Genomic DNA, 26,539 nt, shown 5'->3' on the forward strand with positions numbered 1-26,539 from the left:
AGGTTCATGGCGCTTCACGCGCGCGCCGGGTAACTCCCCGCGATCTTCTTGGTGAATCGGTGGAGCCGGTGGACGAAGCCCGAGTTCGGGAGGAACATCAGCGGGCACTCGCCCGCGACCACGCGGATCCCGAGCTCCTGACAGGCTTGCACGGCAGGCGCGCTCACTGCACCCTGACCGACCCCCCGGTGCAGCCACACGCGCTGGATGCCGGCAGCGGCGCACTCCCGCACGATCTGCTCGGTGACCCGGGGCGGGGTCATCACGATCGCCGCCTCGACCGGGGGATCGATCTCGCTGACCTCGGCGTACGCTGCGCGGCCTTCGATCACGCCGCCCCCCGGGTTCACCGGAACGACGTCGTAGCCCCGAACGATGAGCTCCCGCATCACCATCCGACTGAAGTCCTTGCCGTCATGCGATGCGCCCACCAGGGCCACCCGCCGGTGTGAGAGGAATTCACTGACGTCTTCCAGTCTGTTCGGCATTGGGGCCTCCCGCGCTCCGCTTGTGCGCTCGTCACGACCGGCGACTGCACGGCTCGTGCCGGCCGACGCAGGCGCGGCGCAGGCCGGAGAGCCTGTCCGCTGCGGCGCAACACGTGCGCCTGCGGTGCAGGTCGTGCTGGGCCGCGCCGCGCGCCTCTCCAAGTCACGGGGCGCTGCTGCGATCCCCGTGCTGTAAGATGGGGAACCCCATGACAACCATGTTTGCGAGCGCTGGGCGGGCCACGGCGGCGCGGGTCGCGTCGTCGCGGGGGTCGATCTTGGACGTCATCTGCGCCGGCGAGGCCCTCTGGGATCTCGCGCCTCCGGGCGGGGCCTCGCTGCGGTTCCGGCCTGGCGGCGGCGCGGTGAACGCCGCGGTCGCGCTCGCGCGGAGCGGGCTGCGCGTCGGGCTCGCGGCGGCGCTCGGCGACAACGCCCCCGGCAGGGCGCTCCTGGCGAGGGTCGCGGCAGCCGGCGTGGACGTCGCAGGTGTGGCGCTGATCCCGAGCCGCCCGGGGCTCATCGTGCTGGAGGACACCGGCGGGGCGCGGCACATGGTCGCCCATCGCGCCGAGGACGATCTGCCCCTGTCGGTGCCCGAGGGGTGGGCGGCGCCGGTGCTGCTGCTCTCGGGGATCTCTCCCGCGCTCGCGCCCATCGCCGGGCTCTGCCGGGCCGCGCGGGCCGCGCGCCGCACAGGCGCCGTCGTCGTCGTCGACCTCAACACGCGATGGCGCCACTGGGCCGGGCGCGATCCGCGCACGCTGCACGCCCTGCTGCGCGAGGCCGATGTTGTGCGGTGCAGCGCGGCGGACCTCGCCGGGCTCGGGGTCGACGACGCCCAGGTGCGCGCCGCCATGCGGCCGAGCGCGGCCCTGGTGCTCACCCAGGGCGCAGGCGCGGCCCGCGCCACCGGTCCCTTCGGTGAGATCGCGCTCTCCCCGCCCGTCGTGGCCGCGGCCCGCGCGGCCGGCGCGGGCGACGCGTTCACCGCGGCGGTCTGCGCCGAGATCGCGCGCGCCGGCGACCACGGCCCGGAGCGCGCGGACCTCTGGGCCCGCGCGCTCCAGCGCGGCCACGCCGCGGCGAGCGCGAAGGTCGGCCGGCGTTGAGGCCGGGCTCAGCCGTCAGAGAGGGCGGTCACGGGCCCTTCGGCCCGCGCACCAGCGCTCCCGTCGCGGGCCCGCCGTCCCATGCGAGGCTCCAGTAGACGTTCGTCCCATCCACGGCGATGCCCCACGGGTAGCTCAGGTTGCGCGCGTGCGTCGCGAGATCGCTGCCGTCGAGCCGCGCGCTCTGCACCTGGCCGTCGGCCTCCCGCGCCGTCGTCCAGAAGACGCGCGCGCCGTCGAACGCGAGCTGCGCGGGGATCTGCGGCAGATCCGAGACGACCCTGCGAAGCGGGCCCCCTGGTGAGAACGTGGCGATCCCGCGCCCCTCGATGAGCCAGAGCGCGCCGTCGTGCGCCTCGAGCGCGCGCGGCGCGACCAGCGCCTCGTGCAGCCTCTCTGGCGTGCTCGGCGCCGCCGCGTCGCGCGCCACCCGGTAGATCGCGCCGCCCGCGCTGGTGCCCTGCACGGTGACGTAGATATGGCCGGCGTCGAGAGCCACGCCGCTGGCGGCGCCCGGCATGGCCGCGAGCATCACCTTCGCGCCGGGCTCGGGGCCGAGCGGCAGCGCGAACAGCCCGGCGCCCTCGAACGCGGGCGGCGTCCCCGCCTCGACCCAGTAGAGCGCGCCCTGGTCCACCGCGAGCGCCGTGACGCCGCGGGCATCGGGGGCGAGCTCGGTCACCTCGCCGCCGGCCTTCGGGACGGCCGCGACGCCGCGCGCGTGCGCGAAGTACACCGCCGTCTCGTCGAGCACGAGCGGGCCGGGGAGCTCTTGCTCCGCCGCCAGCACCACCGGCGTCCCGCCGCCCGGATCGAGCCGCATGACGCTGCCGTCCGGCGCGTCGCCCGAGCCCTGGTTCGTCCAGTAGAGCCCGGTCGCGTCGATCCTGAGGAACGTGGGCAGCCGGAGCTCGCCGGCGAGCACCGAGGCGTCGCAGGTGCCGTTCCAGCAGGCGTCGGCGCAGGTCACGCCGCAGGCCCCGCAATGGCGCGGGTCCTCCGCGACGAGGACCTCGCAGCCGTTGTCGCCGTTGCCATCGCAGTCGGCCCGCCCGGCGTCGCACGCGAGGGTGCAGGCGCCCGCCGCGCAGAGCGCCGTCGCGCCGTCGCGGCCCGCGCAGCGCGCGCCGCACGCGCCGCAGCTCTCGACGCTCGTCAGCAGGGCGGCCTCGCAGCCGTTGTCGCTGTCGCCGTCGCAGTCGGCGAAGCCTGCCGGGCAGAGGTCCTCGTGCGGCGCCGTGCTCACGGGCGGCGCTGCGCTCGGGGGTGAAGAGCACGCGGCGAGCAGGAGCGCGCCGAGACCGAACAGTGCATCACGGTGTCTTGAGAGCATATCGGCGTCTCCTCAGAGGTTCGGGTGGACGACAGGCAGGAACGCCACGCACATCTCGTCGAGCGTCGACTCGCCGAGCAGGATGTCCTGCGGCGCGGGCAGGCGCTCCTCGAGGAGCTGCGCCGCGAGCGCGGGGTTCTCGGTTGTGTTGTCGTACGTGCAGCGCAGCTCGATCATGTCGCCCGACCGCAGCGTGGGCAGGTCGTCGATCGGCGCGTCGTAGCTGTAGAGCCGCTGCCAGTTGTAGTCCCACGCGGGCGTCTGGACGAGGCACTCGCGATCGACCTCGTCGCCCTGCGGATCGGCGCGGAGCTGGTCGACCTTGAGGTCGACGCCGGCCCGGTGCATGTGGACGCTGGCGCCGTAGATCGAGATCTCCGGGATCGGGAAGTCGATGGTGTACCGCATCCGCTCCACGTGCCCTCGGGCGCCGGCCGGGATCCGGAACTCGACGCTCCCGCGATCGTCCGGCCCGGGCAGGAGCCCGTTGCCGTCCCGGAGCGGCGCCTCCGCGTTGCCGAGCATCAGGTTCGAGAGCGCGCGGCTCGGCTTCTCGTCCGCGAGGCGGAGCGCGACGCGGGTCGCGTCGGGCGAGGGCGCCTCGCCGGGCTTCGGGTGGTAGTGGACCTGCATCACGAGGAGCGCGTCCGCCGGCACCGAGATGCCGATGTCCGGCGGCAGCTCGAACGCCTGCGCGCCGGGCGCCCAGGCGCCGAGCAACGCCGTCTCGGAGAGGCGCGCGTCGCCGAAGCACTCGTAGCTGCCGCTCTCGCCGCCGAGCGCCGCGCTCTCGCGGTTCGGGTCGATGAAGAGCAGCGCGTGGTGCACCACGGAGCGGTTCCCTGGCAGCACATCGTAGCCCTGGACCCACGCCTGCTCCGTGAGCCCCGGATCGAGGACGAAGCAGCGAAAGCTGTCGGAGCCCTCCGCCGCGGCGAAGGGGGCCTTGGGCGAGAGCTCGAGATCCGTTCGCGACAGGCCCGCCGCGACGGGGGTGTAGGGGGCCGGGGCGTCCGCGGGATCGCCCTTGGGCGCTCCGGCGTCGCTCCAGGCGCGGAGCAGGGCGATCTCGTCGAGGGAGAGGTGCAGATCCCCCCGGAACGGGCGAGGGGGCGCGCACTCGTCGGTCGGCAGGGCGCCCCACGGCGGCATCCGCCGCGCCTCGGTCTCGTCGGCGATGACCGGCGCGAGGGCCTTCGCGCTCTCGTACGAGGCCAGGCTCACCGGCGCGGTGCCGCCCTCCGCATGGCAGCCGAGGCAGCTCTTCTGGAGCAGCGGCTCGATGTCCCTGTGGAATGTCGGTGTGCTCGCGCCCGGCGCCGCCTCGGGGGAACAGCCGAGGAGGAGCGCCGCGACGGAGGGGAGAAATAAGAAGAGGAGATGACGCATGCCAGGGTGTCTAAGCAGCGAGCGTGCCTGAAAGGAACGGCCGCAATCGGCAGGCCGCGCGCGAGGGCGCGTGTCCGCGTCCGGACAGGTGTCCGCGGGGAGGCGGACAGGTGTCGTCCGCTCGCGGTCCGGCGTCGATTTCTTGCGGAGGACGAGCGAGGGATTTCGTCCTTATCAATCTACGTGGACGTCGGAGCGCGCCCATGGCGACGAGCTCGACGCCCACCACACCCCGGAGGCGCGGGCTCGAGGCCGTGTGATACGGCGCATGCTCGAAGAGGCGTTCTATTGGATGGTGGCATTCGTCCGCTGGAGGGCGCCACCGCCGCGAGGAGATCTGTGCTGTCTCAGGCGCCGCTGCGCGCGAGCCGATGGACCGCCGCCACGAGCTCGCCCGGGTCGACCGGCTTGGCGAGGTGGAGCTGGAACCCGGCGTCGCGGGCCTGAACGATGTCCTCGCGCCGGGCGAACGCGGTGAGCGCCAGCGCCGGCACGGACCCACCGAGGTCCGGGGCGCGGGACCGGAGCTCGCGAAGGAGGGCATAGCCGTCCTGCTCCGGCATGGCGATGTCGCTGATGAGCACGTCGGGTCGAGCGCGACTCATCATCTCCAGCGCGGCCGAGGCCGAGCCGATCTCGTCCGCCTGGGCGCCTGCCTCGCGCAGCACCATGGTGACGAGCTCCCGCGCGTCCGGCTCGTCGTCGACGACGAGCACACGCAGCCCGTCGAGCCGGGTGATCGTCCCGGCCGAGGGACGCTCGACCTCGGACGAGACCTCGGAGCCCTCTCTCGCCGCCAGGGACACGGCCCGCACCGGCAAGCGCACGCTGAAGGACGCCCCTCTCCCCTCGCCGTCGCTCCGCGCCTGGACGGTGCCGCCATGGAGCTCGACCAGGTGTTTGACGATCGCCAGCCCGAGACCGAGCCCGCCGTGCTGCCGCGTGGTGGCCGCCTCCGCCTGGCGGAACCGCTCGAACACGTGCGGAAGGAAGCTGGCCGCGATGCCCTTTCCGGTATCCGTCACCGTCACCTCGACGCCGCCGGGGCGGAGCGCCGTCTCGATCACGACTCGCCCGCCGCTCGGCGTGAACTTCACGGCGTTGACCAGCAGATTCGCGACCACCTGCTGGAGACGATCGGGATCGCAGACGATGTCGCCGATACCGGGATCGAGGTGAACCTCGAGGCCGATGGCCGCTGCGTCAGCGGCCGGCCGGATGGCGTCGACCGCGGCGCGGACGAGCTCGTTCACGCGCGTCTGCCTCAGGTAGAGGCGGGTTTTCCCGGTCACGATGCGGGAGCTCTCGAGGATCTCCTCGATGAGCTTGGCTTGCGCCACGGCGTTGCGTTCGATGACCTCCATCGCCTTGGCCGCGAGCTCCGGCCGTGAGCGCTGCATGCGCGCCCAGCCGAGGATCGCAGTCAGGGGCGTGCGGAGCTCGTGCGAGACGATCGCGAGGAACTCGTCCTTCAGCCGGCTGGTCTCCTCGGCCTGCGCCAGGACCTCGGCGCGCTGCTGCTCGAGGCGCTTCTGATCGTCGACGTCGGTGCAGGTGCCGAACCAGCGGAGGATGCGCCCTGCGTCGTCGCGCATCGGCAGCGCGCGGCCCAGGAACCAGCGGTATTCGCCGTCGGCGCGCCGGAAGCGGTACTCGATCTGGTAGTCCTCCCCCGTGTCGACGGAGTGCTTCCACCGCTCCCAGGCACGCTGCTGATCGTCCGGGTGCACCTGGTCGTTCCAGCCGGCGCCGCGCGTGGCGTCGGGCGTCTCGCCGGTATAATCGTACCAGCGGCGGTTGTAGAAATCATGATAGCCGTCGGGCCGCGTCGACCAGACGAGCTGCGGCATCATATCGAGGATACGGCGAAGGCTGCGCTCGACCTCCGCGATGTTGTTGGTCTCGGGGGTCAGCGCTGGAGCAGCCGGCACCGGGGCGGCGCGCTCCTCGACCAACAGGATCCCGACGAACGCCACGGCGCCTGAAGCATCGCGGATCGGGAAGTAGTGTGCAGTGAACGGCGCGCCCCGGATCGAGCCGAGCGGCACCTCGCGCGACATGCCGTCGAGCGCCGCGCGAAGCGCCGAGGAGTGACCGCCCCGCAGCGCGGACGCGATCTCGCCGCCCTCGTCGGCGCCCGGGCCGAACCTCGCCCGATATGCCGGGTTCTCGTAGGTCGCGACCCCAGCCGGGCTCAGCACGAGGACGGGGAGGGGGAGCCCTCCGATGAAGGCGTCGAGCCAGAGCTGCTCTTGCTGCTGCTTCATCCGCAGCGACATTAGCGCACCAGAGCGATAGGCGCCGTCGCCGCGTCGCGGCCGCGAGGCGGGCGAGCTGCTTCACGAGCGGGCAAGCGTGCCGGGGCAATCCCAATGCAACAGCCTCGCAAGTTCAGCCAGTCCTGGCCTGTCCAGATGCATCCGCGCGCGGCGCGCGCAGCGCCGGCGCGCGTGACGTGATCTCACGCGCCGGCGCTCGCGATCGCCGCGCCGCTCTCCGCGGCGATCTTCCGCATCTTCAGATCATACGGCTCGAGGACGCTCAGGATGCGCCGGGTCAGCTCGGGCCCCGCGGCCTCGGGCACCCCGGCGTTGAACGGCGGGGCGGGGTCGTATTCCAGCATCAGCTGCGTCATCTTCGCGGCGTCGTCCCCGCGCAGCAGCGCCAGGAGCGCCAGCCCAAAGTCGATGCCCGCTGTCACCCCGCCGCCCGAGACCCGGTTGCGATCGACCACCACGCGCGCCCGGACACACTCCACGCCGAACGCCTCCAGGATGTGGCGCGTCGACCAGTGCGTCGTGGCCTTGTATCCTTGCATCAAACCTGCCGCGGCCAGGACGAGCGATCCTGTGCATACGGAGGTCACGTACCTGGAACGAGCGCCCCGATCCCTCAAGAACCGAAGGATCTCCTCGTCCGCCATGGCGTCGGGTGTGCCCATGCCGCCCGGTACGAACAAGATGTCCAGGTCGTCGGGACAGTCGCCGAAGGTCGCGGTCGGCTGGATGGATACCCCGGAATCCGACGTGACGAGGTCGCGTGTCTTCCAGAGCAGATAGGTCGTCGCGTGAGCGGTCAGCACGTTGTGAGGGCCGATCAGATCCAGCATCGTGAGGCCCGGGTAGAGCACCATGCCGACCTGGAGCGGCGGCTGTGGATCTGGCAGCTTGAGTTCGACTGCGTTCGCCATCTTTTTGTCCTCGATCCTTTCATTCCGTCATCTGCTGGTGCGCGCCCCCGTCGCGGAGCCTCGCCTCGACGCGTCCCCGCGCCTGGCTTTCACGAACGCTCGACGGAACGCGCTTCGTGGACCTGAGTGTGAGCGACGCCGACGGGGACCGAAAGGACATCGACCCCTGCTTTCAGGACACACACGCGCAGGGCCCCGGCGCCCCCATCGCGCGCGGCCGCGCACGAGGGAGCCGGCGAGCGACCACCGCCCTCGGCCGCGCGCCGGGCGTCAGCTCACGATCGACCGAAGCGCCGCCGGTAGTCCTCCGGCGTGACCTGCAGGGTGCGCTGGAACGCGCGCCGCATCCGCTCGTCCGTGCCGAAGCCGCAGTCGCGGGCGACCTGCTTCATCGACGCTCGGCCCCCCTCGAGGCAGGAGCGCGCCTGTTCCAGCCTGGCCGCCTCGACGAACTTCGCCGGGGTCATCCGCATCGCGCGGGTGAACGTCCGCGCGAAGTTGCGCGGGCTCATCGCGGCCCTCTCCGCCAGCGCCTCGACGCGCAGGTCGGCGTCGAGGTGCCGGAGGACCCAGTCGATCACGCCCTGCAGCGGGCCCGTGGCGACCGTCTGCGCGAGGAGCGGGCGGCTGAACTGGGACTGTCCGCCCGGGCGCTTGAGGAACACAACGAGCCCCCGCGCCACCGTGAGCGCCATGTCGTATCCGAGATCCTCTTCGACCATCGAGAGCGCGAGATCGATGCCCGCCGTCATGCCCGCCGACGTATAGATTTTCCCGGACCGCACGAAGATCGCGTCGGGGTCGACCTCGACACCGGGGAACTCGCGCGCGAGCGCGGCCGCGGAATGCCAATGCGTGGCCGCTCGGCGCCCCGCGAGCAGCCCCGCGGCGGCGAGGATGAAGGCGCCGGTGCAGACGGAGCCCAGGCGCCGCACCTGGGGTGTCGTCGCGCGGAGCCAGTCGAGCAGCCGGGCGTCCCGCGTCGCTTCACGGGTCTCGCCTCCTGCGACCAGCACCGTGTCGATGCCGGGGGCGAGCTCCGCGAGCGCCTTGTGGGCGACGATCTGCGCCCCCGAGAACGTTCGGATCACGCCGCCGGACACGGCGGCGATCTCGATCGCATACGCGGGGGGCGCGCCGGGCACCTTCGCCCTGGCGACCTCCGAGGCCAGGGCGAATACGTCCGTCGGCCCCACCACGTCGATGGCGCTCGCGCCGTCGTAGGCCACGGCCACGACCCTGCGCGTCGGTCCATGGCGGTGCGCGCGCGGTGTGGCCCAGGGAGCGAATTTCGATGCAGGGAGCCGCTTCACGCGACGACGGTAGCTGTCGGGCAGATGGCCGTGGAGATAAAGTACCTGCATTTCCTGCCAAGCGCCCTTCGGCGGGAGGTGGGCGCGGGCCGGTTCGTCGCGCCCGGCCTGACGAGCGGCGTGCGGCGCGACAGGCGCCGTCGCGGCGGAGGGGTCGTCGCCCGCGGGGCGGCGCTCGAGCGCGGCGACCATCGATGACCGTCGTTGACCGTCGTTGACCTTCATTGACCGTCATTTCCGGATGAAGATCGGGTATTGCTTCGCTCGTGACGATGGCCGATGGCTCGTGCCCAGCGGCCCCGACGACCGAGAGCCGCCGGACACCGGCGCCCGCCAGGAGGGACGGCGCCCTCGACGCGCCTCCGAGACCGACATGATGCGGATGACGAACGTCACAAAGGTCTACCGGCGCGGCCTGGTCGAGACCCACGCGCTCTCCGGGTTCACGCTGCACGTCGCGCGCGGCGAGTTCCTCGCCGTGATGGGCCCCTCCGGCTCCGGGAAGACGACGTTCCTCAACGTCGCCGGGCTGCTCGACCCGCTCGACGGGGGCGAGTACCTCCTCGACGGCGAGCCGGTGCAGGGGCTGTCGGACGTCCGCGCGAGCGCGCTCCGGAACCGGAAGATCGGCTTCGTCTTCCAGAGCTTTCAGCTCATCGCCGATCTCGACGTGTTCGACAACGTGGACGTGCCGCTGCGGGTCCGCGGCATGGGCGCGCGCGCGCGGCGCGAGCGCGTCGAACGTGCGCTCGCGGACGTCGGTCTGAGCGCGCGGCTCCACCACCGGCCCAGCGAGCTCTCGGGCGGCCAGCAGCAGCGCGTCGCGATCGCACGCGCGCTTGTCGGCGAGCCCTCGCTCCTGCTCGCCGACGAGCCCACCGGCAACCTCGACTCCCGCTCGGCGCGGCAGATCCTGGACCTGCTCGAGCGCATCCACGCCGGCGGCACCACGATCGTCATGACCACGCACGACCCCGAGCTCGCGGCGCGCGCGCGCCGCAAGGTGCACGTGCTCGACGGCAAGCTCATCGATCCGTGGGCGTCCTCCGACCCTCCGTGGGCGTCCTCCGACCCTGGCGCGGCGCCCTCGGACCCCGCGCGCGCGGAGGCGCCGGCGACGGCGGCGGGCCGCGCATGAGGCTCGGCCACACGCTCTGGCTGGCCCGGAGGAGCCTCGGGCGGCAGCCGGGCCATACAGCGATCGTGCTGCTGGCGTTCACGCTCGGCCTCGCGGCGTGGACGGCGGCGCGCGCGGTCCTCTCCGAGCGCGTTTCCGACCCGCTCTCGTCCGCGCGCGGGGTCTACCTCGTCTCCGTGCCGCACGAGGGCGGCTCGCCCGTGAAGCCGGGGGCGATCCATCCCCCGAGCCTGCGCGATCGCGTCCTCCTCGGGAGCCCCCACCCCTCGCGCAAGACCGACCTCTTCGCGGCCATGGCCGCCGGCAGCGCCGACGGCGGCCCGCTCGTTCCGGTCATGGTGGCGTTCTGCACCCACGATCTGTTCGGGATGTTCGGGATCCCGGTCCGCAGCGGGGCGCTCTGGTCGCTGGCGGAGGGCGCCGGGGAGGATCGCCCGGTCGTGCTCACCGAGGCGGCCGAGCGCGCGCTGTTCGCCGGGGCGAGCGGCCTCGGGCGCACGCTGCGCCTGTTCGGAGAGCCGTTCCGGGTCGCCGGCGTCGTCGCCATCCCGGCCCCTCCCGGCGGGCGCGCCCCGGTCCACCCCATCGTCTTCGCGCCGAGCGCCGTGGGCATCGCGCTCGGCGTGCGGCCGCCGCTGATCCACGAGCGCGAGGACCCGAGCGGGGGCTTCGACGCCCTCGCGGCCTCCGACAACGGCTGGATCGAGCTCGTGGTCGAGCTCCCCGACGCGCCTCGCCGCGCCGCGTTTCAGGCCGAGCTCGACGCCCACGTGGCCCGCGAGCGCGCGCGCGGTCGGCGCGTCCTCGGGGCCGAGATCGTGCCGCGCGAGCGCGTGCACGCCCTCCTCGTGGACGACCCGGGCACGACGCTCTTCGCCCTGCTCGCCGACGTGCTCCTCGGGGCCTGCACCCTCAACGCCGCGCGGCTGCTCGAGGGGAAATTCCGCACGAAGCGCGCCGAGATCGCCGTTTACCGCGCGTTCGGCGCGAGCTCCCGCGCCGTCTTCCTCGAGCTCCTGCTCGAGGCCGCGCTCGTGGCCGTGGGCAGCGCCGCGCTCTCCCTCGGCGTCGCCGCGGCGGTGCTCGCCGTCGTCAACCGCGTCATCCGCCTCCGGCCGATCGACTACCACCTGGACGCGCGCACCTCGGCCGCGACGCTCGCCGCCGCGCTCGTCCTGGGCCTCCTCGCCGGCGCGTTCCCGGCGTGGCGCGCGGCGAGGCAACCCCCCGCCGAAGGGCTCCGGCGCTCGTGATCGGCCCCATCGTCAGGGCGCTCGCCCGCCAGAAGATCCCCGCGCTCCTGATGGTGCTCGAGACCGCCTTCGGCTTCGCTGTCGCCGTGCACGCCTCGGGGCTCGCCGTCCACTACGCCCGCGCCGCCGCCGCGCCGCGCGGCATCGACACGCGCTCGCTGCTCCTCGCCGTGACGGAGCGCGACGGCCCGAGCTTCGCGTCCCGCGGCGAGCACGAGGCCGCGGTCCGCCGCGACACCGAGGCCCTCGCGCGCGTCGCCGGCGTTCGCGGCGCCGCCGAGGCGAGCTCGGCGCCGTTCAACATCACGCACCGGGAGCTCGTCGAGGCGACGCCCCCGGGCGGCGCGAGCGCGCTCGCGTGGATGCTGGACGACCGCGGCGGCGTCGCCGCCGTCCTCGGCCTGGCCCCGCTCGAAGGACGCCTGCTCGCCCCCGGGGACGCCGCGGACACGGCAGCGACGCCCGCCGTCGTCACGCAGGCGCTCGCGGCGCGCCTCTTCCCGGACGGCCGCGCGGTCGGGCAGATCGTGCGACGGAGCGCCCGGCAGAAGCCGCTCGCCATCGTCGGCGTCGTGCCGTCGTTCCGCGCCGCCCTGGGGCCCGACGCCGGGAGCGTGCTCTTTGCCGCCGAGGGGCCGCCGCTCGGCCGCACGCTCGCCTACCTGATCCGGCTCGACTCCGACGGGGGCGACGACCGCGCCGGCGCGCGGGTGCGCGAGGCCCTCGAGCGCGCCGATCCGCGCCGCGTCGTGCTCGTGCGCGCGCTCGACGAGGGCGCCGAGCTCGACACCCACACGAACCGCGGCGCCGGCGCCCTCGCCCTCGCGCTGATCGGGATGATGCTCATCGTCGTCTTCCTGGGGCGCATCGGGATGGCCTCGCTGCTCGTGTCCGAGCGCCGCCAGGCCCTCGGCATCCGCCGCGCCCTGGGCGCGACCCGCGCCGACGTGGCGCGCCTCATCCTCATGGAGAACGCGCTCCTCACGACCGCCGGCCTCACCGTGGGCGCCGCCGCCCTCGCCGCGCTGCGGGCCGCGGCGCGCGCGGCGGCCCCGGAGCTCGACCTGCCGCTGGATCCGCGCACGGTCGCCCTCGTCGCCGTGGCCGTGTGGCTCGCCGGCATGGTGGCGGCGCTCCTGCCGGCGCTCCGCGCGAGCGCCGTCTCCCCCGCCGAGGCGTCGCGATCATGAGGCCGGCGCCGCTCCGCGCGCGCCACGCGGCGGTGAGCCTCCTGAGCTCGGCCGCCGCCTGCGCCGGAAGCCTCGCCGCGGCGCGGGCGCAGGTGCCTCTGCCCTTGTGCGCCCTCGCGGGGCTCGGGCTCGCGCTGATCGCCGGCGCGATCGGCTCCCGCCTCCTGCTCGGGCGCGCGCTCGGCGTGCTCCGCGCGGTGACGGACGGCCTCGCGAGCTTCGCCGAAGGCGACTACACCTGGCGCGTCCGGCGCGACCGCCGGGACGAGCTCGGGGATCTCGTCGAGCGCCACAACCGCCTCGGCGACGCGCTGCGCGCGCAGCGCGACGACCTCTACCAGAAGGAGCTCCTGCTCGAGACGGCGCTCGACGCCACGCCCGTCGCCATGGTGCTCCACGACGAGGCGGGCCGGATCGTGTACGGCAACGGCGCCGCGCGCGCCCTCTTCGCCGCGGGCGAGCGCATCGGCCAGAGGACGCTCTCCGCGCTGCTCGCGGGGGAGCCCGAGGAGCTCCGCGCCGCGATCGCCTCGGGCCGAGACGCGCTCGTGTCCGTCGAGCGCCGGGGCGAGCTCGAGACGCTGTACGTCGCCCGCCGGGCCTTCCGCCTGAACACGCAGGCGCACGTCCTCGTCTCGGTCCGGTCGCTCACGCGCGAGATCTCGCGCCGCGAGGCGGAGCTCTACAGGAACGCGATCCGGCTGATCAGCCACGAGCTCAACAACTCGCTCGCGCCCGTCTCGTCGCTGATCCACTCGGGCCGCCTCCTGCTCGATCGCCCGGAGCAGCGGGAGCGCCTCCGCGTCGTCTTCGACACCATCGAGGAGCGGAGCGCGCACCTCGCCCGCTTCCTCGCCGCGTACGCCGAGCTCGCGCGCCTCCCGCCACCCGCCCCCGAGCGGGTCGCGTGGCACCCCTTCCTCGAGCGGCTGCGCGGGCTCGCGCCCTTCACGCTCCGCGACGCCCCCGCCGAGCCCGGCTTCTTCGACCCTGCGCAGATCCAGCAGCTCCTCTTGAACCTGCTCAAGAACGCGGTCGAGGCCGGGAGCCCGCCCGAGCAGATCGAGGTCTCGGTGCGGCGCCTCTCGACCGGCGAGCTCGCGCTCACGGTGGCGGATCGCGGCCACGGGCTCCCCGACGACGCGCCGGGCAAGGCGCTCCTGCCCTTCTACTCGACGAAGCAGCAGGGCCGCGGGCTCGGCCTCGCGCTCTGCCGCGAGATCGCGACCGCGCACGGCGGCGCGCTCGCGCTCCGGCGCCGCGAGGGGGGCGGGGCCGAGGCGGAGTGCCGGCTGCCGCCGCCGCCGGACGAGCGCGCTCCCTGAGCTCCCGCGAGCGCCCTGCTCCAGCTTCCCCGAGCGCGTTACTTGAGCTTCCGCTCTATCTGGATCCCGAGCCGGTCCATGCGCCGGTAGAGCCCCTGCCGGCTCAGGCCGAGCGACGCCGCGGCCTTTGCGACGACGCCCCGCGCCTCGACGAGCGCGCGCTCGATCTCGGCGCGCTCGGCGAATGACGCGGGAGGCGCGGCCGACGCGGCCGACGCGGCCGACGCGGCGTGCGTGGAGGGCGCGACGCCGTGCGCGCCCCCCGGGCCCGGCGGGACGCGCGCGGCCGCGTCGAGCCCCAGGTCGTGCGGCTCGATCGTCTCGCCCTTGCGCACCAGCGCCGCGCGCGTGAGCCGGTTCTCGAGCTCGCGCACGTTGCCCGGCCAGTCGTGCTCGGTGAGCGCGTGACGCGCGCGCGGGCCGAGCGTCACGCGCTCGCCGCCCCCCGCGCGCGCGGCGAGGCGATCGAGCAGGTGGCTCGCGATCGGCACGATGTCCTCGGGGCGATCGCGCAGCGCGGGGATCGTCAACTCGATGACGTTCAGCCTGAAGTACAGGTCCTCGCGGAACGATCCCTCGGCGATCGCCCGCGGGAGATCGCGGTTCGTCGCGCTCAGCACGCGCACGTCGGCCTTGCGGGTGACGCTGCTGCCGAGCCGCTGGTACTCGCCGGTCTGGAGGACGCGCAGCAGCTTCTTCTGGCCGTTCAGCGACAGCGTGCCGATCTCGTCGAGGAAGAGGGTGCCGCCGTCGGCCTCCTCGAAGCGGCCGATGCGGAGGCGGGTCGCGCCGGTGAACGCGCCTGGCTCGGCGCCGAACAGCTCCGCCTCGACGAGCTCGTCGGGGAGCGCCCCGGCGTTCACCTTGACGAACGGCCGGTCCCGCCGCCGCGAGTTGGCCTGGACGATGGCGGCAAGGAGCTCCTTTCCGGTCCCGTTCGGCCCGGTGACGAGGACGGGCACGTCCGCGGGCGCGACCTTGACGGCGAGGCTCACGACCTCGTGCATCGCGTCGCTCACGTACACGAGCCCGGCCAGATCGTGGCGCTCGGCGAGCCTGTGCCGCGCGCGCCCGCGCTGGGCCAGGAGGCGCGCGTTCTCCTGCTCGAGCGCCCGCAGCCGCGCGAGGTTGCCGACGGTGGCGACGAGCTTCTGGTCGTCCCACGGCTTGGGCACGTAGTCGCTGGCCCCGGCCTTGATGAGCTCGACCGCGCCCGCGATCGACGTGAACGCGGTCATGGCCACGACGGGCAGCTCCGGGTCGACCGCCTTGATCCGGCGGAGCAGATCCATCCCCTCTTCGCCCGAGGTGGCGCTCTGTCGGAAGTTCATGTCCTGGACCACGGCGCCGAGCTCGTCGCCGAGCACCGCCGCCATCGCCTCGTCGGGCGTGGCGGCGACGCGGACCTCGTGCCCGTGCAGCTCGAACAGCGTCGTCAGCGCGACGCAGACGGCGGGCTGATCGTCGATGACGAGGATCTTCGGCACCCGGCGAGACTAGCCTGTTCGGCGCCGGGGGCCGGTCACATCCCGTACGGGTATTTGGCCAGATCGACTACGCCGCTCTCGCGGACGTGCCGCAGGGCTTTCCCGTACTGGAGGAGGATGCCCAGCGCGTAGCGGAGCCGCTCGCGGATGCGCTCGTCGTCGGGGGATTGCGGCGCCTCCGGGTCGTTGAGGAGGCCGCGGACGTTGCGCACGATCACGTGGTCCGGGATGTAGCAGAGGTACGTGTTCTTGTAGCTGCTCATGCGCAGCTCCGCGATCGGGTAGGAGCCGCCCGTGCTCGCGGAGACGCCGATGATGAGCGCGGGCTTGTGCGCGAGCTCGCCCCGGGAGCAGAGGAGGAAGAAGTTCTTCAGTCCGGCCGGGACCATGCCGCCCCACTCCGGCGCGACGATCACGAAGGCGTCGGACGTCTTGAGCTCGGCGGAGATGGGGGCCCAGACGCGCTCCCATTTCTCGGACGGCTGCCATACCTCCGGGTCCCAGAGCGGAAGGGGGTTGTCGGCGAGATCGAGCGTGTACGTGGAGGAGACGTCCGCCGATGGTGTCAGCTGTTGCTGCACGTAGCGGGCGATCTTCCCCGATTCGGAGCCATTGCGGTGACTGCCTGAGATGACGGCGAGCTTCATAGGTCTTGCGTGCGGCCGGCGACGGGTCGCGCGGCGGTCCTCTGTGAACGGTGGATTGCGGCGCGCGATGCTACTCCGCGCTCGCGCGGCGGGTCGAGGAGTTCGTCGGCGCGGCGAGTCCTCGACCTCGCGCCCCGCGCCGCGGTGAGAGGCGCCGTATCGAGGGGGGCTCGCGAGAGGCGACTCCGATCCACGCCGCGCCCTCGCCGCGCCGGAGCCGCTGTGGAGGGCCGAGCCGGCTCGATTCCAGAGCTCCCGGGGGGGCGCCGTTGCTCTACGTTGTCCGCGACGCCACGTGCTCGGCCACCGGTACGCAGGCCGGCTGCCTCGGCGGGGGCGTCGCGGGGGGCGGGTGACATCGACTCAAGAAGAGCTGGAGGGCGCGGCGAGCTCCGCGCTCTCCGAGGCAAAAAGGGCTGGCTCGGGGGGGACGCGCCCGGGCGCGAGCGGGATCTGCGCGGACCTCGTGAGCGTGCGCGACCTGCTCCAGGCGCTCGAGCTCGCCGGTGTGCCGCTCGTCGTGGGAGATCCGGTGACGGCGCGGATCGTGGGGTGCAATGGGGCCTTCTGCGAGCTGACGGGCTACTCCGAGGCCGAGCTCCTCGATCGCCCCTTCGCCGACCTCACGCACCCCGACGATCGCCCCCGGGACACCGCCACTTCCATGCAGGCCCTGAACGGAGGGCACCTCGAGTGGCGCAGCGAGAAGCGCTACGTCCGCAAGGACGGCCGCGTCCGCTGGGCGGTGGTGCGCGGCGCGGTGATCAGGGACGAGCGCGGCGAGCCGGTGCGGACGATCAGCGTGGTCAAGGACATCACCGAGCGCAAGCAGGCCGAGGAGACGCAGCGCTGGAGCGAGCACCGTTACCTCGGCCTCGTCGAGGCCACCGCGGAGGTCGTCTGGGCGACGTCGCCGGAGGGGCTCACCCAGCAGCACTCCCCGCACTGGTGCACCATCACCGGTCAGAGTCCCGAGGAGATGCTCGGCCGCGGGTGGCTGGCCGTCGTCCACCCGGACGACCGGGAGCGGACGGTGCAGGCCTGGAGGCGCGCGGTCGAGACGAAGTCGCGCTACGAGACGGAGTACCGGATCCGGGCCAAGGACGGCAGCTACCGGCGCACGCAGGCCCGGGCGGTGCCGCTGCTCGATGCCGAGGGGCGCGTGCGCGAGTGGATCGGGATCAACATCGACATCACCGACCTGCGCCAGACCGAGGAGCGCTTCCGCGCGGCCCAGGAGCTCTCGCCCGACGCGTTCGTCGTGCTCCAGGCGGTGCGCGGCGCCGGGGGCACGATCGTCGATTTCCTGTTCGATTTCGCGAACCCGGCGGCCGCGCGGCTCCTGCGCGTGCCGGTGGGGGCGCTCGTCGGCCGGAGGCTCCTCGACGTGATGCCCGACGATCGGGCGGAGATGTTCCCGCTCTACGTGCGGGCCGTCGAGACCGGCGAGCCGCACGACATAGAGGCCGAGTTCACGGTCGCCGGGCACCGCGTGTGGATGCGCAGCATGGCCGTGAAGATCGGCGACGGCGTGGCGGTCTCCTGCCATGACATCACCGCGCGCAAGCACGCCGAGCGGGCGCTCCTGGAGGCCGATCGCCGCAAGGACGAGTTCCTCGCGATGCTGGCGCACGAGCTGCGGAACCCGCTCTCGGCCATCCAGTTCTCGCTCAGCGTCTCGCAGATGCCCTCGGTCCCCGAGCCGCGGCGGGCGTGGGCGCGGTCGGTCATGCAGCGGCAGCTGTGCCAGCTCGGCCGCATGGTCGACGATCTGCTCGACGTCTCGCGGATCACGCGCGGCAAGATCGCGCTGCAGCGCGCGCCGCTCGATCTCCGCGACGTCGTCCGCCAGGCGGTGGCGGCGGCCGCGCCGCTGATCGATGCCTCGAAGCACGAGCTCGCGCTCGACGTCGGTCCGCGGCCGCTGCCGGTGTTCGGAGACACCGCGCGCCTGGAGCAGGTGATCGTCAACCTCCTCACGAACGCCGCGAAGTACACCCACGAAGGCGGGCGCATCTGGCTCTCCGCGGGCCGGGAAGGGGCGGAGATCGTGGTCCGGGTGAAGGACACGGGGGTCGGCATCCCGGAGCAGATGCTGCCGCGGATCTTCGACCTGTTCGAGCAGGCGCACCCGACGCTCGACCGCGCGCGCGGCGGGCTCGGGCTCGGGCTCACCCTCGTGAAGAGGCTGGTCGAGATGCACCAGGGCTCGGTGGCGGCGGCGAGCGAGGGGGAGGGCCGCGGCAGCGAGTTCACGGTCCGCTTGCCGGCCACCGAGGCGGCGGCCCGGCCAGGGGAGGCGGCCGGGCCGGGCCCGAGCGCGCTCCCGCGCCGGATCCTCGTCGTGGACGACAACCGCGATCACGCGTTCGCCCTCGCGCTGCTCCTGGAGCAGGCTGGCCACGCGATCGGGCTGGCGCACGACGGGGCATCGGCGCTGGAGATGGCGCGCAGCTTCGCGCCCGACGTGGTCCTGCTCGACATCGGCCTTCCGGAGATGGATGGCTACGAGGTCGCCCGGAGGATGCGGCGCGGGCCGGGCGCGAGGGCGCTGCAGATCATCGCGTTCACCGGTTACGGCCAGCAGGACGATCTGCGCCGATCCAGGGAGGCCGGGTGCGACGCGCACCTGGTCAAGCCGATCGCCCCCGACGTGCTGCTCGCGCAGATCGCGCGCGGTGAGCGGTAGCGGCCTGAGCCCCTAGAGAAGGGCGGTTTGCTCTTTGAGAAAGGCAGTTTACGAAGGCTGGAACGGCACCGGCCGGCCGCGTCGCCAGCCGCGCCCGAGCAGCCGCTCGATCAGGCCGATCGCCAGCGCCGAGGCGAGCGTCAGGGCGGCCGTCTCGGCGCGCGCGGCGCCCAGCGCGGCGAGGAGCGCGCCCGCGGCGAGGACCCAGGGGCGCACCATGGTGAACGGGCCCAGGATCATGACGCTGGCGAGCACGCGCGCCTCGTGGACGGGCAGCGCGTAGGCGAGCAGGGCCGCGCAGACGAGGGCGGCGTAGGCGCCGTAGACGAGGATCAGGCGCTGTCCGGCCGCGAGCAGATCGACCCAGAGGCCGGCGGGGTCGGGCGCGAGCCCGAGCACGGCGAAGGTGAGCGCCGCGAGCGCGGCGACGGCGGCGAGGCCCGCGAGGGCGCCGCGGCGGACGGCGCGCAGGAAATAGGAGCGCTTCTCGATGCGCGGGTTGCGGCCGGCGGCGTCGCGAAAGCCGCAGAACGCGGCGTCGACGAGGGCGAGCAGCGCGAGCAGGGCGGGGATCACGAGAACGCTCCGAGCCGGCGGCCGCGCGGGCCGAGCCGCTCGACGAAGGGCGCTCGCAGGTCGGGGCGGAGGCCGATCACGGCGTGCATGATGCGCAGGACGGGAAGGGGCCCGATGTGGCCGTCGAACAGCGCGGAGGAGAGGCCCTCGGCGCCCGCGCGCGCCGCCGCGAGGAGCGCGTCGCCGCCGTGGGCGCGGAGGGCGGAGAGGACGCCGTCGTGGCGGGAGAGCGGCTCGCGCATGCGGGCCTGGTGGAATATCCACGCGCCGAGGGGCGAGAGGTGGGTCGGCTTGATGTCGAAGTGGACGAAGGCGAGGGCGCCGGCCCTGGCCTGCTCGCGAAAGAAGGACACGAGGGATTCGCCGCGGAAATGGTGGACGACGCCGGTCGAGAGGAAGACCGTGGCGGGCTCGCGCAGGGTGAACGCATTGGCCACCTGGAACCGACAGGAGAGGTCCTCGTCGCGGGCCGCCGCGCGCGCACTCTCGATGAGCGCGCGGTTGTAATCGCAGCCCACGAGCTCGACGTCGGCGCCCAGCGCGCCGCGGGCGGCGAGCCAGCGGACGACGTAGCCGAGCCCGCAGCCCACGTCGACGACGCGCAGGGGCCGGGGCGCGCCGGCGGCGCGCAGCGCGTCGAGCAGCGGCGCGAGCACGGAGCGGACGCGCGCTCCCTGATCGAACTCCTCGGACAGCCGCTGCAGCTCGGCGTGGACGCGGAGCAGGAGCGCGTCGACGGCGGCCTCGTCGAGGAGATCGTCCCGCGCCGGGAGCCGCGCCGCGAGCCGGGCCGCGCCGGGGCGGCCTGCGGCGCGGAGGCGCTCGACCACCGCGCTCCGGCGCACGGGCAGGCGCGCGAGGGTGTCGGGATCATAGGCGACGAGGAGATCGGAGATCTCCGGAGCATCCACCGGCGCGAGGGTGCCGCTCCCGTGCAGGGATGTCCAGCGCGGCGCTCGGCCGCTCCGGCGCTGCCGCGGGTCGCGATGGTCGCCGGGGTCGCGCTCGGTTTCGGCGTCGACAGGCGCGCCGGGATCTGCTGAAAGTAGGGAGAGAACAGGGCGGCGCGTGAGCTCACGCTCTGCCGTGCTCCGGTGGAGGGCGCGATGGCGGACTGGGATCCTGCGCAGTACCTGAAGTTCGAGGACCAGAGGGCGCGCCCTGCGATTGACCTGCTCGGCCGGATCGACCTCACCGCGCCGGGCGACATGGTCGATCTCGGGTGCGGGGCCGGTAACATCACCCGCCTCGTGGCGCAGCGCTTCCCGGGCCGGGGGCTCCTCGGGGTCGACAGCTCTCCGGAGATGCTGGCGAAGGCGCGCGCGGCGCTGCCCGGGGCGCGGTTCGTCGAGGGCGACATCGCGCGCTTCGCGCCGCCGGCGCCGCCGGCGCTGATCTTCAGCAACGCCGCGCTCCACTGGCTGGACGACCACCGGGCGCTGTTCCCGGCGCTGCTCGGGCGGCTCACGGCCGGCGGCGTGCTGGCGGTGCAGATGCCGAGGAACCACGGCGCGCCGTCGCACACGGCGATGGTGGAGGCGAGCCGGCTGCCTCGCTTTCGCGACAAGCTGGCGGCGGTGGTAAGGGAGAGCCCGGTCGCGGCGCCGGCGGAGTATTACGGGGTGCTGGCGCCGCACGCGGCGCGGATCGAGATCTGGGAGACGGAGTATCTGCACGTCCTCGAGGGTGCGAATCCGGTGGTCGAGTGGACCAAGGGGACGGCGCTGCGGCCGCTGCTCGCGGCGCTCGACGAGCAGGAGCGGGCCGAGTTCCTGGAGGAATACGGCGGGCGGGTGGCGGCGGCGTATCCGAAGGCCGCGGATGGGAAGACGCCGTTTCCGTTCCGGAGGTTGTTCCTCGTCGCCACGGCGCGGTGAGCGCCGCGCCGCGCGGATCAGCGCGTGTACTCGATGGCGCCGACGCCTTCGGCCTCGGGGAGCACGGTCACGAGCGCCTGCGCCCCGACGGAGCCTGACGAGAGCGAGGAGCGGACGGCGACGAGCCATGTCCGGTCGCTCCTGCGCGCGACGAGGATGACGCAGTGGTCGACCTGGGGCGTGCCCGCGCGCGCCTCGGCCTCCTGGACCACGTGCGCCTTGGAGCCGTCGCAGCCCTGGACGTCGAACTTGCGGTTCGACAGCGCGGTGAGCGCCATGCTGGCGGCCTTCTTCGCGGCGGTCTCTTCGGCCGTCGGGGCTGCGGGGGGCGGCGCCGGGGCGCACCCGGCGGAGAGCGCTGCAAGGAGGGGTATCCACCGTGGGATGGTGCGTGTCACGGCGCTGTCCTATCGCGGCGGCGCCGCCACGGAAAGCCCTCGGCGGCGAGCCCGTGAGGGCGGCGTATCCGGATCGTGTCCCGGTCGTCCGGCCATCGCGGCCGCAGACTACCCCGTCTCCGGCGCCTCCAGGGCAGCGAGCAGCGCGGTGAGCCCCTTCTTCAGCGAGGCCATCTGCTTCTCGCCCATGGCTCGCGTGAGCTCCTCCTCCAGCTCCTGCAGCACCCCGAGCCCGTGGAGGAGCGCCTTCAGCCCGTGCGGCGTGAACCGCACCCGCTTTGCCCGCCGGTCCTCCGGATCGGGCGTCCGCTCCACCACGCCCGCCGCCTCGAGCTCCTCCACGAGCTGACCCACCGCCTGCTTCGTCACGCCGGCGCGCTCCGCCAGGTCGATCTGCCGCGTGCCCTCGAGATCGATGTACGGCATGAGCGCCGTGTGCGCCCTGCGCACCCCGGGCGCGCCGCGCCGGGCGACGCGCGCCACCGCCCGCTCGTCGAGCAGCCGCGCCGAGCGGAGCAGGAGCTGCCCGAGGCTCGCGCGCTTGCGGCGCTCGAGCTCGGCGATGTCGGAGGGATCGAGGCGGTGCTTGTTCATAATGGTCAACTTACTTGACCAAATGGTCAAGATGATTTACCAATTGGACCATGCTGCGACGGCTCGATCAATCCCTCTGGGCTGCGGAAGACACGTTGAAGGTCGGGTTTCTCCGTTTTCCCGTGCGATCTCCTGTCGTGCGCCTCGAGGACGGCGGGCTGCTGCTGTTCTCGCCGCTCCCGAGCGTGGAGCGGGAGGCGGACGAGATCCGCGCGCTCGGGGAGGTGCGGGCGATCGTGGCGCCGAACCTGCTGCACCACCTCGGCCTCGCGGCGGCGGCGCGGCTGTTCCCGGGGGCGCGGCTCTACGGCCCCCGGGGGCTCCAGGAGAAGCGCCCCGACGTGACGTTCACCAGCGTGCTCGACGGCGCGCCGGACCCGCTCTGGTCCGCGGAGATCGACCAGGGGGTGGTCGGCGGGATGCCGAAGCTCGACGAGGTGGTCTTCTTCCACCGGCCGAGCAAAACGCTCTTCGTCTGGGATCTCTGCTTTCACATCGCGCAGAGCGAGCACCTCCCGACGCGCCTCTTCATGCGCCTGAACGACGCTTACGGGCGGTTCGGCCCGTCGCGCCTCGCGCGCTCGATGATGCGCGATCGCGCGGCGGTGCGGGCGTCGGTGGAGCGGATGCTCGCGTGGGCGCCGGAGCGCATCGTCGTGGCGCACGGCGATGTCGTCGAGCGCGGCGGGCGAGACGCGCTGCAGGGCGCGTTCGAGCGGGTGCTCTGACGTCCCCGACGTAGTGCGGCGCGCGAGCGCAGGTGCGGTAGGACTGTGGCCTGGCCATGAGGATCAGGAACGTCCGGTGATGGGCGCCCAGGTCACGCTGCTCGGCCTGGACTTCGGCTCCACCACGAGCTGCGCTGTCGCCGCGTCGGCGACGCTCACGCGCGCGGCGGGCAGCGGCCGGGTGGAGCTCGGCGCGCTGGAGGAGCGCTACCGATCGGAGATGGCGCTCACACCCCTCGCGGGCGACGCCCTCGACCTCGACGCCGCGGCGGCGCTCCTCGATCGCTGGCTCGCGGAGGCCGGCGTGGCGCCCGGGGCCCTCTTCGGCGGCGGGGCGATCATCACCGGCCTCGCCGCGCGCCGGAGCAACGCCGACGCGCTCGCGGCGCTGATCCGCGCGCGCGTCGGCGACGCGCTGCTCGCCGTCGCCGAGGATCCCTGCCTCGAGTCGTGGGTGGCCTTCATGGGCAGCGCCGCTCCCCTGTCGCGCGCGCGCCCCGGCGAGCCCCTCGTCAACCTGGACATCGGCGGCGGCACCACCAACCTCGCGCTCGGCCTGGCCGGCGAGGTCCAGCGCACCGGCTGTCTCCTCGTGGGCGCGCGGCACGTCGCGCTCGACCCGCGCTCGCGCCGCATCCGCTCGCTCTCGCCCGAGGCCCGCGCCGCCTTCGACCACCTCGGGCTCCGCCGCGGCCCCGGCGAGGTGCTCTCGCAGGCCGAGGCCGAGGCCGTCGTCGCCTTCTACGTCGATCTGCTCGAGGCGGCGATCTCGGGGCGCGCCGGCGCCTTCGCCGCGCCCGCGGCCGCGCGCCACGTGCAGGTGCCCTTCGCGCTGCCGGAGGGGATCGCGGCGCCCACCCTCACCTTCTCCGGGGGCGTGGGCGAGCTGATCTACGCCGGCCTCTCCGGGCGCTCCCTGCCCGAGCCCGCCCACCACGGCGATCTCGGCGTGGACCTCGCCCGCGCGATCCTCGCCTCGCCGCGGCTGAACGCGCGGGTGGCGACGCCGGCCAGCATGGGCCGGGCCACGGCGTACGGCCTCCTGCGCCACGCCACGCAGCTCTCCGGCGCGACGCTGTTCCTCCCGCGCCCCGAGCGCTTGCCCCTGCGCGACCTGCCCATCCTGGCGCGCCTCTCGCCCGCCTCTTCGGACGCCGAGCTCGATCGCGCCGTGGACCTCTTCCGCCGGAGCACCCACGGCTGCTGCCTCGAGATCGCCCTCGACGACGTCTCGGCGCCCTCCCTCCGGCGCCTCGGCGAGCGCCTCGCCGGCGCGCTGCGCCGGGCCGGACCGATCCCGGAGCACCCCCTCGTGCTCCTCACCGCGCAGAACGCGGCCAAGACGCTCGGGGGTTACGTGACAGGCTGGGGCGCGCTGCCGATAGACCTCCTCGTCATCGACGAGGTGCAGGCGCACGGAGCCCGGTTCGTCCAGGTCGGCCGCCTTTGCGATCACGTCTTGCCGGTCTCGTTCTATGGGATGACGCCATGACGTCGCTCGGCGAACCTTCCGTGGAGGGAGGAGCGCGCCGTGAAGGAACCGACCCCGCTCGACCGGATTGACGTCCCTCGCCCCCGGACCGACGCCGCGTACACGGCCCGCCTGTCTGGCCATCGCGGCTCGTTCCGCGGCTTGAAGCAGCTCCTCGGCGCCGCCGACTGCAGCAAGGCCGGCGACCGTCAGGCCGGCCTCGCGGCGCCGGACGATGCGGCGCGGGAGGCCGCGCGGGAGCTGCTCGGCGAGCTGACCCTGGAGCACCTCCACGATCACCCGCTCACCGACGGGCGGGGCGAAGTCGACGCGGTGATGCGCGTCAATTACGACATCGATCGCGGGGGTTTCGCCCGGATCGCCTCGCTGCGCCTCGGCGAGCTCAAGGACCACCTGCTCTCTGCCCCCGGCCCGGAGGTGGCGCGCCTCGGCCGCGCCCTGACCGGGGTCATGGCCGCGGCGCTCGCCAAGCTCTGCGACGTCCACGAGCTCGTGTATCTCGCCCGGAAGATCAGCCGTCCCACGCGCGCCCGCACCCTGCTAGGCGCCCCCGGCTCGCTCGCCTCGCGTCTCCAGCCGAACCACCCCACCGACGATCTCCGAGGCATCACCCTGCTGCTCTACTGGGGCCTCTCCCTCGGCGCCGGAGACGCGCTGCTCGGCGTCAACCCTGCGGCCGGCACGGTGGAGACGACCGCCGCGATCCTCCGCCACCTCGACCGCATCCGCCGCGCGACCGGCGTCCCCACGCAGATCTGCTGCCTGTCGCACCTCAAGGTGCAGCTCGCCGCGCTCGACAAGGGCGCGCCCGTGGAGATCCTCTTTCAGAGCCTGGCTGGCACCGAGTCCTGCTGTGTCACCGAGTTCGATATCACCGTGGATCTCATCGACGAGGGCTATCGCCGCATGGCCGCGCGCGGCCCGCTCGCGGGCCAGGCCGAGCAGTTCATGTATTTCGAGACCGGCCAGGGCAGCGAGCTCACGTATGGCAAGCACGACGGCATCGACATGGCCACGGCCGAGGCGCTCTGTTATGGCCTCGCCCGCCGCTGGGACCCGTTCATGGTCAACAACGTCACCGGGTTCATCGGCCCGGAGACGCACCTCGACGATCGCGAGATGATCCTCGCGAACCTCCAGGATCACTTCATGGGCAAGCTCCTCGGCGTGCCCATGGGCATGGCCCCTTGTTACACCCTCCACGCCCACGTCACGCTGGAGGGACAGCAGATGGCGACGCAGCTCCTCACCGCCGCGGGCGCCAGCTACTACATGGATGTCTGTCTCAACACCGATCGCATGCTCGCCTATTTCGACACGAGCGGGCACGACGTGCAGACCTTGCGGGAGATCCACGGCCGCGCGCCCGGCGGCGAGTTCCTTGAGTGGGCCATCGCGCAAGGGATCCTGGCGCGCGCGGGGGAGGGGGAGGCGGGCGCCGTCACCCGCGGGCCGCGCTTCGGCGATGTGCGGCAGTTCTGCCCGGACGAGGCCGAGCTCGCCGAGCTGCTCGCGGCCACGCCCGCCGCGTACGGCTTCGCCGCCGCCGGCCCGCGCCCGGCCAATTCGGTGAGCCGCCGCGGTCGTCGCGACGAGGCCATCGCGCGGGCGGCGCTCGCCACCGAGCTGCGCGAGGACGAGCTGGCCCGCGTCGCCGCGTTCCGGCTCATCTCCACGACGGCGGCCAGCAAGGGCGAGCACCTCGGCTCCGCCGACGCCGGGGCGCGCCTCTCCGCGGAGAGCGCCGCCCGGCTCGCGCCGGAGGAGGCCGAGGTGCAGATCGTGGTATCGGACGGCCTGAGCGCCGAGGCTGTCCACCGCAACATCGCCGACCTGCTGCCCGTCGTGCTGGACGGCCTGGGGGCGCGCGGCGTGACCGTCGGCCAGCCGCTGCTCGCGCGCTATGGCCGCGTGAAGCTCGCGGAGGCCGTCGCAGAGCGGCTGGGAGCGCGGCTCGTCGTCATGCTGCTCGGCGAGCGGCCGGGCAGCGGCGAGCTCGCCTCGAGCAGCCTCTCGGCGTATCTCGCTTATCGTCTCACGCAAGGCGCGGACCAGGAGGCGGCCGCCGCCTTCGGCGGCAACCCTGCGATCGGGTTCGAGTACACGGTGATCTCCAACATCCACGCTGGCGGGCTGCCCGCCGCGGAGGCGGGGGGCGTGATCGTCGAGAAGGTCTTGGCGGTGCTCGCGCACCGAGCAGCGGGCAACCGGCTGGAGGCGTCGCTTGCCGGGGGCGCCGCGTGAGGCGAGCGCGCAGGCCGGATCGGCCTACGCCAGGCGATGGCACCGCGAGAACCCCAGGATGTTCCTGCGCGTCTCG

22 protein-coding genes are annotated in these 26,539 nt (G+C 73.6%); 10 read left to right on the forward strand and 12 right to left on the reverse strand.

Annotation, left to right across the window (positions count from 1 at the left end; all coding sequences use genetic code 11):
* Positions 1–14 precede the first annotated feature (14 nt).
* A complete protein-coding gene (locus WME90_RS46425; RefSeq protein ID WP_437278536.1) occupies positions 15–488 on the reverse strand; it encodes a CoA-binding protein in 474 nt (157 codons plus the stop codon).
* Between the two features lie 209 nt (positions 489–697).
* Between WME90_RS46425 and WME90_RS46430 the strand changes: the two genes are divergently transcribed.
* Entirely contained in the window at positions 698–1,600 is a 903-nt protein-coding gene (locus tag WME90_RS46430) for a PfkB family carbohydrate kinase (protein WP_437278537.1), read from the forward strand.
* 28 nt (positions 1,601–1,628) lie between these two features.
* Here WME90_RS46430 and WME90_RS46435 read toward each other — a convergent pair whose 3' ends face one another.
* The 5 genes from WME90_RS46435 to WME90_RS46455 form a co-directional block, all read right to left on the reverse strand.
* Complete coding sequence (locus tag WME90_RS46435) at positions 1,629–2,933, reverse strand: hypothetical protein (protein ID WP_437278538.1); 1,305 nt, start codon at positions 2,931–2,933, stop codon at positions 1,629–1,631.
* Positions 2,934–2,945: 12 nt separating this feature from the next.
* Positions 2,946–4,322 (reverse strand): hypothetical protein, encoded by a 1,377-nt coding sequence (locus WME90_RS46440; protein WP_437278539.1) that lies wholly within the window; start codon positions 4,320–4,322, stop codon positions 2,946–2,948.
* Positions 4,323–4,669: 347 nt separating this feature from the next.
* A complete protein-coding gene (locus WME90_RS46445; RefSeq protein ID WP_437278540.1) occupies positions 4,670–6,589 on the reverse strand; it encodes an ATP-binding protein in 1,920 nt (639 codons plus the stop codon).
* A gap of 194 nt (positions 6,590–6,783) precedes the next feature.
* The gene (locus WME90_RS46450) at positions 6,784–7,512 is read right to left on the reverse strand and encodes a DJ-1/PfpI family protein (RefSeq protein ID WP_437278541.1); all 729 of its coding nucleotides are present in this window, start codon (positions 7,510–7,512) and stop codon (positions 6,784–6,786) included.
* Between the two features lie 275 nt (positions 7,513–7,787).
* On the reverse strand, positions 7,788–8,741 hold the full coding sequence (locus WME90_RS46455; protein WP_437283751.1) for a GlxA family transcriptional regulator: 954 nt from the start codon (positions 8,739–8,741) through the stop codon (positions 7,788–7,790).
* Positions 8,742–9,198: 457 nt separating this feature from the next.
* On the opposite strand from WME90_RS46455, the gene WME90_RS46460 reads away from it, so the two are divergent.
* The 4 genes from WME90_RS46460 to WME90_RS46475 are packed head-to-tail and all read left to right on the forward strand — an operon-like array spanning position 9,199 to position 13,731.
* Positions 9,199–9,963 carry an ABC transporter ATP-binding protein gene (locus tag WME90_RS46460; RefSeq protein ID WP_437278542.1) on the forward strand — a complete coding sequence of 255 codons (765 nt, stop codon included), beginning with the start codon at positions 9,199–9,201 and terminating at the stop codon, positions 9,961–9,963.
* A complete protein-coding gene (locus WME90_RS46465; RefSeq protein WP_437278543.1) occupies positions 9,960–11,216 on the forward strand; it encodes an ABC transporter permease in 1,257 nt (418 codons plus the stop codon). Before WME90_RS46460 ends, WME90_RS46465 begins: the two co-directional genes overlap by 4 nt.
* Positions 11,213–12,406 carry an ABC transporter permease gene (locus WME90_RS46470; protein WP_437278544.1) on the forward strand — a complete coding sequence of 398 codons (1,194 nt, stop codon included), beginning with the start codon at positions 11,213–11,215 and terminating at the stop codon, positions 12,404–12,406. The genes WME90_RS46465 and WME90_RS46470 overlap by 4 nt, the downstream gene beginning before the upstream one ends.
* Positions 12,403–13,731, forward strand: a complete 1,329-nt coding sequence (locus WME90_RS46475) for a sensor histidine kinase (protein ID WP_437278545.1) — start codon at positions 12,403–12,405, stop codon at positions 13,729–13,731. The genes WME90_RS46470 and WME90_RS46475 overlap by 4 nt, the downstream gene beginning before the upstream one ends.
* A gap of 38 nt (positions 13,732–13,769) precedes the next feature.
* Here the strand turns inward: WME90_RS46475 and WME90_RS46480 are convergent, their stop codons facing one another.
* Together WME90_RS46480 and WME90_RS46485 are read right to left on the reverse strand one after the other, a co-directional pair.
* Positions 13,770–15,218 carry a sigma-54-dependent transcriptional regulator gene (locus WME90_RS46480; RefSeq protein WP_437278546.1) on the reverse strand — a complete coding sequence of 483 codons (1,449 nt, stop codon included), beginning with the start codon at positions 15,216–15,218 and terminating at the stop codon, positions 13,770–13,772.
* A gap of 35 nt (positions 15,219–15,253) precedes the next feature.
* Positions 15,254–15,865: an NADPH-dependent FMN reductase gene (locus tag WME90_RS46485; RefSeq protein ID WP_437278547.1), complete on the reverse strand. Its 612-nt coding sequence runs from the start codon at positions 15,863–15,865 to the stop codon at positions 15,254–15,256.
* Between the two features lie 352 nt (positions 15,866–16,217).
* Between WME90_RS46485 and WME90_RS46490 the strand changes: the two genes are divergently transcribed.
* Positions 16,218–18,554, forward strand: a complete 2,337-nt coding sequence (locus tag WME90_RS46490; protein WP_437278548.1) for a PAS domain S-box protein — start codon at positions 16,218–16,220, stop codon at positions 18,552–18,554.
* A 48-nt stretch (positions 18,555–18,602) separates the two neighbouring features.
* On the opposite strand, the gene WME90_RS46495 is transcribed toward WME90_RS46490, so the two are convergent.
* Together WME90_RS46495 and WME90_RS46500 are read right to left on the reverse strand one after the other, a co-directional pair.
* A complete protein-coding gene (locus tag WME90_RS46495; protein ID WP_437278549.1) occupies positions 18,603–19,130 on the reverse strand; it encodes an oxidoreductase in 528 nt (175 codons plus the stop codon).
* Positions 19,127–20,041, reverse strand: a complete 915-nt coding sequence (locus WME90_RS46500; RefSeq protein ID WP_437278550.1) for a class I SAM-dependent methyltransferase — start codon at positions 20,039–20,041, stop codon at positions 19,127–19,129. The genes WME90_RS46495 and WME90_RS46500 overlap by 4 nt, the downstream gene beginning before the upstream one ends.
* A 195-nt stretch (positions 20,042–20,236) precedes the next feature.
* Between WME90_RS46500 and tam the strand changes: the two genes are divergently transcribed.
* Positions 20,237–21,007, forward strand: a complete 771-nt coding sequence (gene tam / locus WME90_RS46505) for a trans-aconitate 2-methyltransferase (RefSeq protein ID WP_437278551.1) — start codon at positions 20,237–20,239, stop codon at positions 21,005–21,007.
* 17 nt (positions 21,008–21,024) lie between these two features.
* Here tam and WME90_RS46510 read toward each other — a convergent pair whose 3' ends face one another.
* Both WME90_RS46510 and WME90_RS46515 read right to left on the reverse strand, forming a co-directional pair.
* Complete coding sequence (locus WME90_RS46510) at positions 21,025–21,405, reverse strand: hypothetical protein (protein WP_437278552.1); 381 nt, start codon at positions 21,403–21,405, stop codon at positions 21,025–21,027.
* 108 nt (positions 21,406–21,513) lie between these two features.
* Entirely contained in the window at positions 21,514–21,999 is a 486-nt protein-coding gene (locus tag WME90_RS46515; RefSeq protein WP_437278553.1) for a MarR family winged helix-turn-helix transcriptional regulator, read from the reverse strand.
* Between the two features lie 50 nt (positions 22,000–22,049).
* Here WME90_RS46515 and WME90_RS46520 point away from each other — a divergent pair, with 50 nt between their 5' ends.
* The 3 genes from WME90_RS46520 to eutB all read left to right on the forward strand — a co-directional run bounded on the left by WME90_RS46520 (position 22,050) and on the right by eutB (position 26,463).
* Positions 22,050–22,727 carry a DUF4336 domain-containing protein gene (locus tag WME90_RS46520; protein WP_437278554.1) on the forward strand — a complete coding sequence of 226 codons (678 nt, stop codon included), beginning with the start codon at positions 22,050–22,052 and terminating at the stop codon, positions 22,725–22,727.
* 79 nt (positions 22,728–22,806) lie between these two features.
* Positions 22,807–24,219 carry an ethanolamine ammonia-lyase reactivating factor EutA gene (locus tag WME90_RS46525; protein ID WP_437278555.1) on the forward strand — a complete coding sequence of 471 codons (1,413 nt, stop codon included), beginning with the start codon at positions 22,807–22,809 and terminating at the stop codon, positions 24,217–24,219.
* A 39-nt stretch (positions 24,220–24,258) separates the two neighbouring features.
* Positions 24,259–26,463: an ethanolamine ammonia-lyase subunit EutB gene (eutB, locus tag WME90_RS46530; RefSeq protein WP_437278556.1), complete on the forward strand. Its 2,205-nt coding sequence runs from the start codon at positions 24,259–24,261 to the stop codon at positions 26,461–26,463.
* The last annotated feature ends 76 nt before the right edge of the window (positions 26,464–26,539 follow it).

It is taken from the genome of Sorangium sp. So ce375, from assembly GCF_051473855.1.
Taxonomy (GTDB): Bacteria; Myxococcota_A; Polyangia; order Polyangiales; family Polyangiaceae; genus Sorangium.